Origin of the sequence: Vibrio sp. V39_P1S14PM300, from assembly GCF_009904765.1 — a bacterium.
Taxonomy (GTDB): domain Bacteria; phylum Pseudomonadota; class Gammaproteobacteria; order Enterobacterales; family Vibrionaceae; genus Vibrio; species Vibrio proteolyticus.
Map to the genome: position 1 here is coordinate 1 of NZ_WXWP01000274.1, position 16,330 is coordinate 16,330.

Sequence of the window (16,330 nt, forward strand, 5' to 3'; positions counted from 1 at the left end):
GTCACAATATGCTAACCAGTAACATTCAAAAAAACATTCACCACTGCTATCAGAACCTCAAAGAGCAGTTGGATAACTTTGTACCTCGTCGCGCTCAGAATTATCTGGTGGCGGAAATCGCCAAGACGTTATGTGGTGAGTATCACAAATCAAATCGCATATTGGTGGCTGAAGCCGGAACCGGCATCGGTAAATCCCTGTCCTATTTAATGGCTGCAATCCCCGTAGCCTTGTTCAACAATCGCAAAGTGGTCATTTCTACGGCCACCGTTGCTTTACAAGAACAGCTGGTCAACAAGGATTTGCCCCTCTATCGTCGCCTCACCGATAAAGAGTTTTCATTCATTCTTGCCAAAGGACGTCAACGTTACTGTTGTGCCGAAAAACTCGCGACCGCCAGCGGTGTCGATGGCGGTCAAATGGCCATGTTTGAAACCAAACCCAAAAAGAAAGACATTGAGTTACTTGAGACGATGTATCGTAGCCTGGCTCAGGGAAAATGGGACGGCGACCGAGACTCTTGGCCAAAGTCCATTCCGGATGAACTCTGGCAACTGATCGTCAGTGATAAACACAGTTGTAATAACAGTATGCCAGCCCATCGTGGCTGCCCGTTCCAAAAAGCGCGCTCTGAACTGGATAAAAACGACGTTATTATTGCCAATCATAGTTTGGTGATGGCGGATTGTGATTTAGGTGGTGGCGTGATACTACCTGAACCGGAAAATACCATTTATGTGTTTGATGAAGCTCATCATCTGCCACATGTAGCTCGTGACCATGCCTCTGCAGCAGCCAGCCTGAAAGGCGCTTCGGCCTGGCTGGAACGACTGAATCAAACGGTGTCAAAATTCGCCGGCCTGGCTGACGCGAAACGAGTTAACCGGTTTTTGAGTGAAGTTCAGGACTCAGCACAAGTTTTAATTCCATCGCTCAATCAGTTGGCTCGTCAGTTCGACCCCACTCATTTTGAAGATAAGATTTATCGCTTTGAAAACGGCGATCTTCCCGACTGGCTGGAAAAAGAAGCACAAGAACTAAAACGGTATTCTCAAAAAGGCGCGCAAGCAGTAGCAAAAATTGCCGATCTGATAGCGGAACGGGTAAAAGATGGTGAGTTAGCGAATCGTCTGGCCGAGCCCGCATTGGCTGAACTGGGCTTTTACATTCAGCGTATGGATAACCTTGCTCAGGTCTGGAAATTAATGGCAGAGCCTAAACGGGAAAAAGGCGCCCCGTTGGCGCGCTGGCTTGAACTGAGCCCCGATCGCGAAGGCGATTTTATCGTCAACGTGTCCCCTTTGGAAATAGGATGGCAGCTCGATCAACAGCTTTGGAGTCGCTGCGTGGGAGCGATATTGCTCTCGGCAACGATGCGAGCGCTCAATTCATTCAGCTACTTTTGTCATCAAGCCGGAATCAGCCAAAAAGAAGAGTATGGAACCCGTTTTCTGGCTCTGGCCTCACCGTTTGATTACCAAAATCAGGGAGAACTGTATCTGCCGAAGCTCAAATACGAACCTCAGGCACCACAGTTTACCGACTATCTGGTGGAAATACTGCCCGATCTGATCGAAGACCGTGGGGCCAACCTTGTGTTGTTTGCTTCCTATTGGCAGATGAATCAGGTCGCCGATGCGCTATCAACAGAATTCGTTAAAAGGGGCTGGTCTCTACAAATACAAGGCACTTCGTCCCGAACAGAAATTCTAAATAAACATAAAACGCTGGTTCAATGTCAAAAAACCAGTATTTTATTTGGAACAGGCAGTTTTTCTGAAGGATTAGATCTTCCAGGAGAATTGCTGGAGAACCTGATCATTACTAAAATCCCCTTTGCCGTTCCAACTTCACCCGTTGAACAAGCACACTCTGAGTACATCGAAGCTCGGGGCGGCAACCCGTTTATGCAGATCACCGTCCCGGAAGCGAGCAAAAAGCTGATACAATCCGTAGGTCGTCTGCTGCGTAAGGAGCGCGATTCTGGTAGAGTCGTCATCCTTGACCGACGAATCATTACGAAACGCTACGGCAAAGCTCTGCTAGACTCTTTGCCGCCTTTTAAGCGAACTATCGAATACTAACCACATCGCGTATCGATGCCGTGATGCCTCAGATTAAAAGAGATTTATGGAATTAATTGAGCCGAGCTTGCTCATCGTTTTAGCGCTTGTAGCATTTCTGGCCGGCTTTATTGATGCCGTAGCCGGAGGCGGAGGCATGCTGACTGTACCTGCCCTGCTCTCTTTGGGATTGCCACCTCATATCGCACTGGGTACTAACAAGCTGGCCGCGACGTTTGCCTCCTCCACGGCTGCATTCACCTATTATCGCAAAAAGCTGTTTAAGCCAAAATGTTGGTTTCGAGCTTTTATTGCTACCTTGATCGGGGCGGCGCTCGGCACCCTGTTTGTTGACATGATCAGCACGGACTGGTTAGAAAAAGTTCTGCCATTGATTATTCTGGCAGCGGCGATTTACACCATTTGGCACAAAACGCCGTCGGTCAGCCATAATGCCACCCCACCGCCTTGCGGTAAGTTCCACAAAAAACAGTACGGTCAGGGGCTGATTTTAGGTTTCTACGATGGGATGGCCGGACCTGGGACGGGCGCCTTCTGGACGGTCAGTTCCATGGCCCTCTATCGTCTGAACATTCTGTTGGCATCCGGCGTTGCCAAAGCGATGAACTTTACCAGCAACTTTACCTCTCTGATTACTTTTGCCATTCTTGGTCATATAGACTGGGTGCTGGGCCTGACCATGGGCGTTTGCCTGATGGCTGGCGCGTTTGTCGGTGCACATTCTGCGATTCGTTTCGGAGCCAAGTTTATCCGTCCAATCTTCGTCAGCGTCGTCAGCATCCTTGCCGTCAAACTCGCTTATGATGCGTGGTTCGTAAATATATGAGCAAATTTGAACAGTTAAGCAGCACGCTGACACAACTGGCACTGGATGCCGCGCAACTGGATCGCCAGCGCGGCGAACAGTATCAACCACTTTTTGACGAGCGCCTGTTTCGTTGCAAAGGCCGCCTGTTGGTGCCATGCGCAGAAGAAGCGAAGTCAACCTTCGACACGATTTTGCGAGAAGAGCAGGCCGGTATGCTAACCGCCGGACGTGCCGAATATCTGACCGAGCACTTACTCGCTCAGATCAGCGCCATTCAGCGCGAGCTCTCAACACAAAACATCCGCAAAAACGCGCCTCGACATCACCATCATTTCCGCAAACCGATAAATGAGCTATACCAAGATTTGGCTCAGCATCAGGAATGGGAACGGCGACTGATTGATATGGTCCGAGAAAAGGAACGTGCGTTAAGCACCGCACCTTCGTTCCAACAGCACGAAGTGCAAAAGGCGTTACTTGCCACAGAACAACGTCTGAAACGATGCCAGGAAGCGAAAGTTAAACTGGAAAAACAGATCACCTACCGGGAGAAGCATCAGTAGTCATGTCAGACCCTAATTCACTGGAAAACGCGCCAGAAGAAGTCAAACTGGCGGTTGATCTTATCTATTTGCTCGAATCTAACCAAATCGATCCTGAAGTTGCGCTGAAAGCACTCGACATCGTTAAATCGGATTTGGAAAACCAACTCGCTGAAAGAAGCTCATAAATTATGCTCCAACTTAGTTTTTCTCTAGACCAATTCCTGAGCCAGTACTGGCAAAAAAAACCCGTCGTTATCCGAGGCGGATTTGCAGACTTCGTCGATCCCATCAGTCCGGATGAACTGGCTGGCCTGACCATGGAAAAAGAAATCGATTCTCGCTTTGTTTCTAATCTCGATGGTCAGTGGAGTGCGGAACACGGCCCATTTGACGAAGAAAAATTGACTCAGTTGGGCGAGAGCCACTGGCAACTCATTGTACAGGCCGCCAACCACTGGCATCCGGGCGCCGCTCAACTCGTTGAGCCATTCAAAGCCATGCCTCAATGGTTGTTTGATGACGTCATGGTGTGTTACTCAGCACCCGGTGGCGGTGTCGGCCCACATATTGATCAATACGATGTATTTATTATCCAGGGCCAAGGCAAACGTCGCTGGAGAGTAGGAGCGCTGGACGAAGGGCAATACCAGGAACAATGCCGCACAGATGCGCTGCGTCAAATCGAAGGGTTTGATGCCGTGATTGATGATGTGCTCGAACCGGGCGACATTATTTACATTCCCCCCGGTTACCCACATGAAGGCCAAACGCTGGAAGCGTCCATGAGCTATTCGGTTGGGTTCCGTTCACCCAAAGAACAAGAGCTGTTGAGTAATTTCGCCGACTATGTACTGGCGCACGATATGGGTGATGCCCACCTGCACAACCCCGAGTTGCAGGCACGTCAGGCGCACGGCGCTATCAGCCAGACGGATCTGGCGCAACTGGATACCATGCTAAATGCTGCATTGCGCTCGCCGGAGACAGTTCGTCATTTCATGGGCTGTATGCTCAGTCAGTCTCGTCATCAGTTGGATGTGGTAGAGCCAGAAGAGCCGTATCTTGAAGAACAAATCCAGAGCAACCTGTATGCAGGCGACGCGCTGTACAAAGTCTCCGGGCTTCGCGCGCTCTATCATGAAAACGAGCCTCTGACGGCCTTTATTAATGGCGAAGTCTTTCATGTTACTGACGACCAGGCACCGCTGCTACAACATTTGTGCAATGAGGACAGTGTGACTCTGGACGATCTGGAGAGCCATCAGTCACTCGAAACGTTTCAGTTACTGACTCAGTTAGTCAATAAAGGATTCTGGTACTTTCCAGAATATTGATTACAAAAGGAGCCTTAAGGCTCCTTTTTTACATCGCAGATCTAAACTTTGAATTGTGACACCAGACTCTGCTGGCGTTCCGACATCTGACTGATCTCTGCCCCGACACTCTCAGACTCTCCCGCCTGATCCAAAATCGTAGCGCTGAGTTCACGGATGTTAGCCACACTTTGATTCACTTCACTGCTGACGGCTTGTTGCTCTTCTGCCGCTTTAACAATCTGACTGTTCATATCATGAATGGAAGCGATAGATCGCAGAATGCGTTCCAACTCAGCCACTGCGTCATTCACCTGACTCGCGGACTGATTCGCCAGCAGATTGCCTTCTTGGATCGCCTCCACCACATCGCGAGTTCCGCGTTGTACTTTATCGATCACGTCGCGAATTTCCCCCACCGAATCCTGAGTCCGGCTGGCCAGGCTGCGTACCTCATCCGCCACGACGGCGAATCCCCGACCTTGGTCGCCCGCTCGCGCAGCTTCAATTGCCGCGTTCAGAGCCAATAAATTCGTTTGTTCTGAAACGCCTTCAATCACCGCCAGAATATCGGTAATGTTCGCGTTGTTTGCCGCCAGCTCTTCGACGATGGGGACTGCTCGGGTCATGCGCTCGACCAGATTCATCATCTCCTGCTGCGAACGGCCAATCACTTGTTGACCGGTGTCCGCAGACTGCTGAGCGGATTCCGCCGCTTCAACGGCCACTTCCGCATTGCTGACAACCAAGCCCGCGGTTTGGGTCATCTCTTCGGCGGCAGTGGCCACCATGTCAACTTCTTTAAACTGAGCCTCACTGCTACTGCGCGTTTGCTGTGCGGCTACTTTAGATTGCTCAGAGATCGCCGCCACCTGGTGCGTGCTGTCGACCACTTGGCGTATCGTGCCCTGTAACTTATCTAAAAATCGATTGAATCCCTGCGCCAATTGACCAATTTCATCCCCTGAATGGGTTTCCAGGCGTTGGGTCAGATCCCCTTCACCGGACGCGATGTCTTCCAGGCGGTGAACCACTTCACGAATGGGTCTGACAATACGTATGGCCAACAAAGTGATGACCGTTAACCCCAGCAATACCAGTACACCTCCCACAATTAACTCGGTTTGCACACCACCAGCAACTTGCTGGCTGATGGTCGAATCCAGAGAGTTGGCATCCGCCAGGACGCTGCTGTCCGGCATCTGGAAAATAACTCCCCAGGTTTGGTTTGCCACTTTGATCGGTGCAAAGACGGTCAGCCAGCGCCGATCCTCACTCCAAAAACTGGCCACTTCTCCACCAAACAACAAATCGGTAAGCTTGTCTGAGGGAAGCGATTTACTGCTGAAAGGGTCACCCGCTTTCAACGCTGAATTATCACTGGCAATCAGTGCACCGCTCAAACTGACAATGTAAACTTGTCCCTGTCCAGCAAACAGACTGGCGTCAGAGGCGCTGGCCACCGATGACAGTCCGTTAAGATTCAGATCAATACCAAAAAAGCCTATCGGCGTGTCATCAATGGAAATCGGTACAGAGATCGATGCCGTCAGCACCGTGCCCTGCTCACTTTCCACCAAACGGGGAGTAGACACGCAGGTATCGCCAGTCGATAAAGGACAGAAAAAGCGCTCGCTGTTGGCGGCGTCGTTGATCGCTTGTTCAGACAGGACATGAGGTAAGACATTCTCACCATCAACCGACTGCTGCCAGTATGCAGCAAATCGACCCGCTTCGTTTGAACCGACGTAATCTGCATTTTCATAGTTGTTGTCTTCCCCATCCAGCATCTGAGGTTTAAATACCAGATAGGCGCCACGAATCGACTCAAAGTTGATCACAGATTTACGAACCATTTCGTCTAAGGCCGTGCGCAAATCTTCACTGGCACCAAAGTTTTCTTCACTATTGGTTTTGGTAAACAGAGCATTGGCCGCCAACATTTCTGAGCGGTAAATCGCTTCATTTAAATATTCCGTTACCTCGGTTGCATTGAGCAGAGCCCGAGTTTCAAGTAACTGACTGGATTTCTCTGCCACCGAAGCCGAGCTCTGTTTTTTAATGATTTGTTGATTCGTGACGGCGTTATAAACGGAAAATCCGACCAAAGAGAGAGAAGTCAGTAACAGGCAGCATCCTGCCAATAGCGTGATTTTCCATTGTACTGAAAGCGTTCGCATACAACATCCTTATCGCAAACTAAATGATCTGAAAGCGCTTTACCAGCGTTTAGGTTCTACACCGGCAATTTGCATTGTTTATAAATTAGACCACATTGTTTTTTTATATCAATCGAAAGTTTATAAAAATGTTAAACATCAATTAAGTGTTTAAAACGTCCGCGACGAAGCTCAGGGGAATATTTTCAAGTCGAGCTTCTGTGTTACCATCGAAACAAAGCGTACAAAAGGATAGAAAATGAAAGTTATCAGTTTCAACATCAATGGCCTGCGTGCACGCCTGCATCAGTTACAGGCTCTGATAGATAAACACCAGCCGGATGTGATCGGATTGCAGGAAATCAAGGTTCACGACGAAGCGTTCCCGCTTGAAGCGGTTGAAGCGATGGGCTACAAAGTCTACTTTCATGGTCAGAAAGCACATTACGGTGTTGCCATGTTATGTAAGCAGGAGCCAATCGAAGTACGTAAAGGGTTCCCGACCGATAACGAAGAACATCAAAAACGCATGATCATGGCGACGTTTCTCAATGAACAAGGCGAAAAAGTCACCGTATTGAACGGCTACTTCCCGCAGGGCGACAACATCAGCCATGAAACCAAATTCCCTTATAAACGCCAGTTCTACAAAGATCTGATGACCTACCTCAATGATTTCCATACTCAGGATGAGCAGGTGATCGTCATGGGTGACATCAACATCAGCCCGATCGACCTCGATATCGGCATTGGTGAACCAAACCGTTTGCGCTGGCTCAAAACCGGCAAATGTTCGTTCCAACCGGAAGAGCGTGAATGGCTGAAAACCTTGCTTGACTGGGGATTTGAAGACACCTTCCGTAAACTGCACCCAGGCGTCGACGATCAGTTCTCGTGGTTCGATTATCGTTCCAGAGGCTTTGACGATAACCGCGGTCTGCGTATTGATGTGATCCTCGCAACGCCATCACTGGCGGCAAAATGTCAGGAAGCGGGTATCGATTATGAGTTGCGTGGTATCGAAAAGCCCTCAGATCACGCTCCGATCTGGTCAGTCTTTCGCTAAAAACAAAGGGAGGCATAAGCCTCCCTTTATGAACCTTACAAAGGCCACTGAGCGATACCATCAACATTGACCGGACGTGTTGCGAACTCCGTGGTGCAATATCCCGTCTCGGATGTGGCAAAAAACTGCAACGGCATAGCAGCATACCCATTACTGCTGACCTGCAGTTTCGCTTTATCACTAAAAGCAAAACCCCACATTTCGAGGTAAGCGGTCATGTCGCGTGTGGCCACCTTAGACAATGCCACCAGCAGCCAATCGTTGCGACTCATCGCTTTGGCTTCGTCCAGCGTGTACTGAGCAAAGCCGATACTTGCCCGGCCGCTGTTCCACACCTCAACCGAGTTATCAAGACGATTAAACTCGCGTTCTAGCAAGTGCAGACGCCCCAGCAAGTGCCAGCCATTGCTGACGACATGCTGCGATTGCGCTGACATCATCATCTGAATATAAATACGCGCGCCCCAGCTCCAACCAGTCAAATTTTGTTGCTGCATAAACGTTTGTGGATCCGGTTGGTTGCGACTGCTCTGCAACAACTCAAACAACGCCTTGAAGTCGAGAGACTGACAATCCGGATCCTGACCTGTTTCCTGATAGAAACGCGATTTGCTGTAGTAAGAGTAGAAGTTGGTACTGGCGTGCCCTTCCCAGCCTTCAAAGCGGGAGCGGCTTTTTTCCAGACCGTGGCCCAGTTCGTGCAAATCACCATGCCCCACCGGGTTAAATGCCCAATACGCATCGTAAGGATTTCCTGAACAGCCATAACCACAGTTAGCCTGATCGGCGTTCATGTGTTTCACCATATCTATGGTGTCTATTTGCCAGCCTTGGGCCTGACCGAAATCGTAAATGTCACTGATGTTATCAATTCCCGGACCTTGGAAGCCTGCCAGAGCATGAGGCAAGTTACTGACATAGCGTTCGGTCGCCATCGCCATGTCCGCTGGCGTCGGCCAGGTAACCGCATTGAGCGATTCTTTCATTTTATTTGCCGTCGAATGGACTTCAAAACCTGCGGTGATCAACTCAGCCCAGTCGTATTGGTCTGCATTCAGCGCGTCGATAAACGTTTGATTGTCTTCGCTGCCACGCCAGATTGGATGCAGTCCGATGTTTTCAAAGCGTAAACGGACAGAATGGTCATTGTCATCAAAATGCACCTGAAGCGGCCCACCGTACGCTGACGTGAGGCGAATGCTTTGGCCTGGCTCTAACGGGAACTGCGGCGACGTAAGAAACTTGGGTCGTTTGTACCCCTGGTCGGAAAATTCATGTGTCGCGCCGCTTCTGAGAGTATTGAATGCCACCGCGGTGGCGACCGGGCTATCATCCAGTCGTGTCACCACCACAGTTTCCCCCGGAAAAGCATACACGCCTGCTGCACGAAAATTGCGCTTGGCATTAAGCGTCACCTCCTGAGTGATGCGTGCCACATTAGGAAAGGTACTGCGACCAAAGTTGCCCAGATCAGGTTGTGCCGGATTGACGTCACGTGAGTAGTACTGCGTATAGTCAGCGAAGTAAGCTCGTAAGAAGTCAGCGTCCGCACTGGTGAGCTTATCCATCGGAAAACGGACATGATGACGATAATGATCTGCCAGCAGCAACAACAGTTTCTCGTAGCGATAATCCTCAGAAGCAAACAGATCGATGTTCTGACGATCCAGCGCCATTAACTGCTGCTGGATTGACGTTACTGCCTGATAAAACTGCCCATCCATCTGCGACGCTGCGGCGCAAGTTTTATCGTCACATTGAGACAGGTCGACACCAAAGTCACCGGACTCGAAACGCGCTAGCAGCGTCTGCTGAGCCTGAATATCTTCTGGTAAGTAGCCATTCAGTGTTGTCGCATCCCAGCCATCAACACCCAGTTTTCGCCAATAATTGTCCCCAACATAACGCACATGCAAAAGCTCAAATAACGCCTCACCCAGCGGGTCCATGTGCCCGTTCAGATGCAGGTACAACACCGGAATGCCTCGCGCCATGGCCTCTTTTACCGCACTGGTTACCACCTGTGCACTGGCGCCAGCCGTCGAATGCTGCGAAAGGATCAATAAATCCGGGTCAGCGCTCAAACAGGCCGCCAAAGCCTGACCGTCGCATGCGTCCTGCTCGTTGTAGCTGACTTGACCAGGATAGCGAGCGTCCAGCCATGCTCTTGTGCCTTGTTCGTCTTTGAAGTAATAAGATTGATCCAGCTGCGCCAGCACCACTCGCATCTTGTTGCCGGACGTTGAGTGCGTCAGCCAGCCAATCAGATTGTCCAGCCATTGGTGCATGGGTTCGTTGACACTGGATGGCGACATAAAACTAGTGCGAAACGGGTTACTGCCTAACACGGCGTAGCGCGCGGAGGACTGCTCTCCTGCCACGCCCAGCGTCATTTTCTGGTCGTCGTAGCCACTGACCATGGCTTTGTTGGTCATCAAGATGGGCGTATTGAAGCCAAATTGAGCCTGTAGCAACGCCGCATCATGGGTTGGATCCCAGTACAAGCCATCAAGCGACTGACCATCCGATACTCCAGATAACTGTGCTTTGATGGCGTCATACTCTACAGCCAGCTCCGCGACATAGCGCCGGCTTTCCTGAATGAATTGGTTGGGATCTGCGACCAGTAAGGCATGGCCCGAAGACAGCGCCTGTTCAAGCCGGGATTGTGAGTCCGGTAAAGGACTCGCATCCGCTTCCGATTGAGACCCATCGTCGCCCGATGGAGTGATGGTGGTGGCGCTACCTTGGTCGCTTTTACTGTCAGAGCCATCGGATCCACCGCAGCCAAACAGCAACACACCGATTATGAGGAAAATAAAACGTCGCAGCATGGTCACACTTCAAGTTAATGCAAAATACTGCGAGTCTACGAAACAAAGTGCAATACTCAAGTTATCAGAAAACTCTGACTCAATAATGCCACCCCGCTTCCAATAAAAAAGCCGATACACAACGGTGTATCGGCTTTTTTGCGCTTAACTTCTCGGCCTCAAATAGGCCAGGAAACGTTTTTCAGCGTATTTGAAACACCACAAAATAATAAACGTCAGACACATATAAAACATACCCGCCGTGAGGAAGGATTCAAATGGCGCGTAATAGCGTGAATTCACCAATCGAGCAGCCCCGGTCAGATCCATGATGGTAATGATGCCCGCTACCGCGCTGCCATGCAGCATGAAGATCACTTCATTACTGTAAGCTGGCAACGCACGACGCAACGCACTTGGCAGTACCACACGCTGATAAGTTTTAAATGTGCTCATCCCATAGGCTTTTGCCGCTTCCACTTCACCTTTCGGCAACCCATTGATCGCGCCCCGAATGATTTCCGCCGTATACGCAGAAGTATTCAGTACAAACGCAACCAAAGCACAGAACCAGGCATTCTCCCACAAGGTGTCTTTGACCGGAAAAAACTGATCCATACCGTAGTAAATCAGATACAACTGCACCAAAAGCGGTGTACCACGGAAAAAGTAAATGAACGCCCAGGACGGCCCGTTAAAAAAATAGTTGGGGCTGTTTCGGGCGATGGCCAATGGAATCGCCACGCATAAACCGATGACCAAGGCCAATGCAACCAACCAAACTGTGGTCCACAACCCGCTCAGGTAGATAGGAAAACTATCGACAATCAGAGAAAAATCCATATCTACCTCGCGTGAATACTGAACTTGCGCTCAACCAATTTCAGCAAACCGGTTGAAACACTGGTAAAGAAGAGGAAGATCAACGCCACCGCCATGTAAAAAGTAAAGGGCATTTTGGTGGATCCCGCAGCCAAAGAACTCATACGAACCATGTCTTCCAGACCGATAATCGATACCAGCGCCGTCGTTTTGAGCAGCACCAACCAGTTGTTACCGAACCCCGGAAGCGCGTGACGAATCATTTGCGGCAACAGAATGCGACGAAACGCAAGTGCTGAGCTCATGCCATAGGCTTTTGCCGCCTCCAGCTCGCCCTTATCAACAGCCATGATCGCGCCACGGAAGGTTTCCGCCATGTAAGCCCCAAAAATAAAGCCGATGGTCAGAATACCCGCGATGAACGGGCTGACATCAATGTAGTCAGGCAGGTAGGAGACCCACTCGTGATTCGGGTCACTGGCTGTAAACCAGTTGTTGAGCCATTCATTCACAGCGTACAAACTGTTGTTTAACATGATCTGGCCGCCGAAGAAGATAAGCATCATCAAAACCAGATCGGGAATACCGCGAATGATGGTGGTGTAAAGAGTGGCGATAGCTCGTGCCCAGCGATACGGCGCCAATTTCGCCAGCGCACCGAGCATACCGAGTATCATAGCAAGCAGTAGCGACAGAACAGCAACTTCTATCGTCAGAACGGCCCCTTTGAGGATAGAGGCTTCATATCCCTGTAAATTCAGCATAGGTGAGTTCCTGATCCCTAAACTCAAAACTTGAAACCAGCTGCCGGATACCTCTAGGAACAGAAACCAGCAGCCGGAATCACGTTACGGCTTATTTGCCGTATACGTCGTAGTTAAAGTATTTCGCTGCGATATCCTGATAGATGCCTTTTTCACGCAGGGAAAGAATGGCAGCATCCAGTTTCTGAGTCAGGTCTTTATCCTGTTTACGAACAGCGATACCCATGCCTTCACCAAACCACTGAGGATCCGTCAACGAAGGACCAACGAACTCGTAGCCTTCACCGCCAGCTTTGTTCAGCACGCCTTCTTCCAGTGCAGATGCATCACCCAAAACCGCTGCGATACGGCCATTAGCCAGATCCAGATACGCTTCATCGAATGAGCCATAACGTACGATTTCAACTTTTTCACCATAGTTATCTGTCAGGTATTTATCGTGCGTCGTAGCACGCTGAACACCAATTTTTACACCATCCAGGTTATCGAAATTCAGATTAGCACCTTTTTTCGCGATGAACTTGTTCGGAATCTGCGCATACTTTCCAGTAAAGTCGACTTTCTTCTTACGCTCTTCGGTGATCGACATCGCGGCAATAATGGCATCGTATTTACGAGCCAGCAGTGAAGGAATAATGCCGTCCCAATCCTGGGGAACGATCTTACATTCCACTTGCATCTCTTTACACAGCGCGTTCGCCATGTCGACATCAAATCCTTTCAGCGAACCATCCGCTTCAGTCCAGCTAAATGGAGGGTAAGCACCTTCAATACCGAAGCGAACTGTTTTCCATTCTTTCGCCTGAACGACACCGGTTGATGCAGTAGCAGCGAGTGCTGCAACAAGTAACCACTTTTTCATTTCCATACTCCTGTGATTGTAATTTTTTGTTTATTCATGTTGTGTATTTGCGGCACGCCTTGAGAACACGCGCAGCTGAAAAGGTCTATTTAATAGATAGACGAAATAAACTGTTGCAGTCGTTGAGATTCAGGATTTGTGAACAATCTCGCTGGATCGCCCTGCTCTTCCACCAGTCCTTGATGCAAGAACATGACGTGGTTAGACACATCACGGGCAAAGGCCATCTCATGTGTAACCACCAGCATGGTACGCCCTTCTTCTGCCAAATCTCTCATCACGCCCAATACTTCACCCACCAACTCAGGATCGAGTGCCGAGGTCGGTTCGTCAAACAGCATCACCTCTGGGTCAACCGCCAATGCGCGAGCAATCGCCGCACGCTGTTGCTGACCGCCGGACAAGTGTCCAGGATAGTAGTCTTTACGCTCGTAAAGACCGACTTTCTTCAACAACACTTCCGCTTTTTCAATCGCTTCTTTTTTAGGCACACCTAACACGTGAACCGGAGCTTCAATGACGTTCTCCAACACGGTCATGTGCGACCAGAGGTTAAATCCCTGAAAAACCATCGCCAGACGCGAACGGATGCGCTGAACTTGTTTTTCATTAGCAGGGACAGATTCACCGGAACGGTTGTTTTTCATCTGAATCAACTCACCGTTTACCCAGATCTCACCTGCGGTAGGCGTTTCGAGTAGATTGATACAACGAAGGAAGGTGCTTTTACCTGAACCGGAAGAGCCGATGATGGAAATGACATCACCTTTATGAGCTTCCAGTGAGATGCCTTTCAGGACTTCGTTTTGACCGAAGGTTTTGTGCAGATCCTTAATATTCAGCGCTGGTACATCATTCATTGCGCTATTACTCCCTGTATGCAGTTTTTATGCAGTTCCCACCTGCATTTCGCTACAAACTAGCACCCCAAAAAGAATTACGCAACAAATTATTAACCTGTCATTTCTGGATACTATGCCACTTTATATGACTAACAATTCATAAATTAGCATTTTAAACTTATAAACCCGCATAAAACCCACATCAACAAAACATTTCTCGCCATCATGCTTATTAACAAATTGATAAAAACAAGACCCTCCTCACCCTTTGAGGTTATATCCGGCTGCGACAACAAAATCTCTTGTCTAAGCGTCTAATTAACATCACGTTTTGTAAAAAAACTACGCCGTTCAATTTGTGTTCATTCATGTTGATTATAGGTTGTGTAGTTTTCTTTCACATTCTTTCATAAGCTGATCTAAATCAATCACCCTTTAGGGTAAGCAAGCTACACTCGCCAACAAGATAAAAGCCCTCTGAGGCCAGCATTGTCGCCACGGTTGACTACCATTAAGCACGACGAACCTCGTGCCTGATACGCCGTTCAGACATGCCGCAGGAAGCGAATAACAACAAAACCAATGAACTTTTTATTTTTGATACGAGGAATCTATGTCAGACGCCGTTAAGAAACCGCACTCTGATTCGGACATTGAGGACAAAAGCTACCGTGAGCTGCACCGTCCGGCATCCGAGTTTGCCAGCCGTTCAGACTATCTGGACCATGAACTGCAAATCATGAAACCACGTCGCTTTGGTCTCAACTTGCCAGGCCGCGACTTCCGTTTTGAACTTGAAGACCTGGTCCCTGCGCTTGCAGGTACAATCGGTATCATCGCAATGTACTCTGCGGTGATGATGTCTTGGGCTGAGGGCCTTACCGCTGCATGGGATCATGTCAATCTGGGTAAAGACTTCGCTATCGAAGTTGCCCGTGTAGAAATGCTCATCCCTGCACTTCTTTTCTGTGTGCTTGCCTCTGGTTTTATTAACCCTAAAGCCAACCTGGCTGGTAACCACGGTCCAATGATCCCTCTTATCGGTACCATAGCTCTCGCTGGTGCTCACCCTCTTGCATTGGCAATCCTCATCGGCGTATTCGGTCTTCTGCTTAGCTTTCTTAAAGGTGGTTCCAAACTGGTGAACCTCACCTCTGAAGGTACTGCCGGTGGCTTGCTTATCTTCCTTGGTCTGACAGGCACCATGAGCCAGATTACCTCTATCCAGGATTGGGCGGTCGGCCTGCAATCATCGACTGTTGAAGCGGGTAGCATGGGTTACGTTGGCCTGATCGTACTTGCGGTCACTATCGCGCTCTATGCGTTCCTTGCCAAAGTGAACAAGCGCTGGCTGGCAATTCCTGTGTGTGCTTTCACTGGTCTTGTTATTGCCCTGGTACTCGGTGCCGGTTTTGATATCAAATTTGTGACTGAGACAGGTTTGCCAAACCTCAACCCAGTTTACTGGTGGGGCAGCACTGAAGAAGGTTGGATGCTGGGTCTACCTAACATGGAACACTTCATTGCATCATTACCGTTTGCGATTCTTGCTGTCGCAATGTGGTCACCAGACTTCCTTGGCCATCGCATCTTCCAAGAGCTGAACTACCCTAAAAAGACTGAAAAAGTGTTGATGGACGTGGATGACACCATGACCATGTGTTCTGTCCGCCAAATGGTCGGTACCGCTGTCGGTGGGGGTAACATTACCTCTTCTTGGGGGACTTACATGATCCCAGCCGCCATTGCAAAACGTCCTATCCCTGGTGGTGCCATTCTTCTTGGTCTGCTGGTGATGATCATTGCGATCCTTGGTTTCCCTATGGACATTGCAGTCTGGCCACCTGTCATGCGCGTTGCTTTGCTGGTGGGCGTATCTCTGCCGCTACTGGAAGCAGGCATGCAGATGGTGAAAGACTCGAAAGACTCACAAGCAGCAGGCATCTGTATCTTTGGTTCTGCAGTCGTTAACCCTGTCCTCGCCTGGGCACTCACGATGCTATTAGATAACAACGGCTTAATTGGTGACAAAGAGCGCGCGGCTCGTCTGTCATTTGTCGACAAGATTGTGATCCCGGTAAGCGTACTTGTTATCTGTTTAGTTGCTATGCTTGCAGTTGGTATGCTTGAGAGCCAATATGGCATCAAAGCTTGGCTGTGATTAAAAAAATGTGTGGGTGGTGTCTATCGCTACCCACTTTTTATCAACTTTTTTTAGTATTTATTGATTTAGTTTAAGGTTTGCAGGTTTT

The 16,330-nt window shown here is 49.4% G+C and carries 13 protein-coding genes; 7 read left to right on the plus strand and 6 right to left on the minus strand.

Annotation, left to right across the window (positions count from 1 at the left end; translation table 11 throughout):
* Positions 1-8 precede the first annotated feature (8 nt).
* The 5 genes from dinG to CAG65_RS13910 are packed head-to-tail and all read left to right on the plus strand — an operon-like array spanning position 9 to position 4,771.
* Positions 9-2,084, plus strand: a complete 2,076-nt coding sequence (gene dinG, locus CAG65_RS13890; protein ID WP_161454033.1) for an ATP-dependent DNA helicase DinG — start codon at positions 9-11, stop codon at positions 2,082-2,084.
* Between the two features lie 46 nt (positions 2,085-2,130).
* Positions 2,131-2,910 (plus strand): sulfite exporter TauE/SafE family protein, encoded by a 780-nt coding sequence (locus tag CAG65_RS13895; RefSeq protein ID WP_021704118.1) that lies wholly within the window; start codon positions 2,131-2,133, stop codon positions 2,908-2,910.
* Positions 2,907-3,455, plus strand: a complete 549-nt coding sequence (gene priC, locus CAG65_RS13900) for a primosomal replication protein PriC (RefSeq protein WP_040902268.1) — start codon at positions 2,907-2,909, stop codon at positions 3,453-3,455. The genes CAG65_RS13895 and priC overlap by 4 nt, the downstream gene beginning before the upstream one ends.
* Before the next feature lie 2 nt (positions 3,456-3,457).
* Positions 3,458-3,622, plus strand: coding sequence for a pleiotropic regulatory protein RsmS (rsmS, locus tag CAG65_RS13905; RefSeq protein WP_021704120.1), 165 nt, complete (start codon positions 3,458-3,460; stop codon positions 3,620-3,622).
* 3 nt (positions 3,623-3,625) lie between these two features.
* A complete protein-coding gene (locus tag CAG65_RS13910; RefSeq protein WP_161454027.1) occupies positions 3,626-4,771 on the plus strand; it encodes a ribosomal protein uL16 3-hydroxylase in 1,146 nt (381 codons plus the stop codon).
* 41 nt (positions 4,772-4,812) lie between these two features.
* Here CAG65_RS13910 and CAG65_RS13915 read toward each other — a convergent pair whose 3' ends face one another.
* Positions 4,813-6,930 carry a methyl-accepting chemotaxis protein gene (locus CAG65_RS13915; RefSeq protein ID WP_161454028.1) on the minus strand — a complete coding sequence of 706 codons (2,118 nt, stop codon included), beginning with the start codon at positions 6,928-6,930 and terminating at the stop codon, positions 4,813-4,815.
* A 238-nt stretch (positions 6,931-7,168) separates the two neighbouring features.
* On the opposite strand from CAG65_RS13915, the gene xthA reads away from it, so the two are divergent.
* Positions 7,169-7,975, plus strand: coding sequence for an exodeoxyribonuclease III (gene xthA / locus CAG65_RS13920; protein WP_161454029.1), 807 nt, complete (start codon positions 7,169-7,171; stop codon positions 7,973-7,975).
* Positions 7,976-8,010: 35 nt separating this feature from the next.
* Here xthA and CAG65_RS13925 read toward each other — a convergent pair whose 3' ends face one another.
* The 5 genes from CAG65_RS13925 to CAG65_RS13945 all read right to left on the minus strand — a co-directional run bounded on the left by CAG65_RS13925 (position 8,011) and on the right by CAG65_RS13945 (position 14,096).
* A complete protein-coding gene (locus CAG65_RS13925; RefSeq protein ID WP_161454030.1) occupies positions 8,011-10,809 on the minus strand; it encodes an ImpA family metalloprotease in 2,799 nt (932 codons plus the stop codon).
* A 144-nt stretch (positions 10,810-10,953) separates the two neighbouring features.
* The gene (locus tag CAG65_RS13930; protein ID WP_021704125.1) at positions 10,954-11,631 is read right to left on the minus strand and encodes an ABC transporter permease; all 678 of its coding nucleotides are present in this window, start codon (positions 11,629-11,631) and stop codon (positions 10,954-10,956) included.
* Positions 11,632-11,633: 2 nt separating this feature from the next.
* Complete coding sequence (locus CAG65_RS13935) at positions 11,634-12,374, minus strand: ABC transporter permease (RefSeq protein ID WP_021704126.1); 741 nt, start codon at positions 12,372-12,374, stop codon at positions 11,634-11,636.
* Between the two features lie 91 nt (positions 12,375-12,465).
* On the minus strand, positions 12,466-13,236 hold the full coding sequence (locus CAG65_RS13940; RefSeq protein WP_161454031.1) for an ABC transporter substrate-binding protein: 771 nt from the start codon (positions 13,234-13,236) through the stop codon (positions 12,466-12,468).
* Positions 13,237-13,325: 89 nt separating this feature from the next.
* Positions 13,326-14,096, minus strand: coding sequence for an ABC transporter ATP-binding protein (locus CAG65_RS13945; RefSeq protein WP_021704128.1), 771 nt, complete (start codon positions 14,094-14,096; stop codon positions 13,326-13,328).
* Between the two features lie 595 nt (positions 14,097-14,691).
* On the opposite strand from CAG65_RS13945, the gene CAG65_RS13950 reads away from it, so the two are divergent.
* Entirely contained in the window at positions 14,692-16,239 is a 1,548-nt protein-coding gene (locus tag CAG65_RS13950) for a DUF3360 family protein (protein ID WP_161454032.1), read from the plus strand.
* The last annotated feature ends 91 nt before the right edge of the window (positions 16,240-16,330 follow it).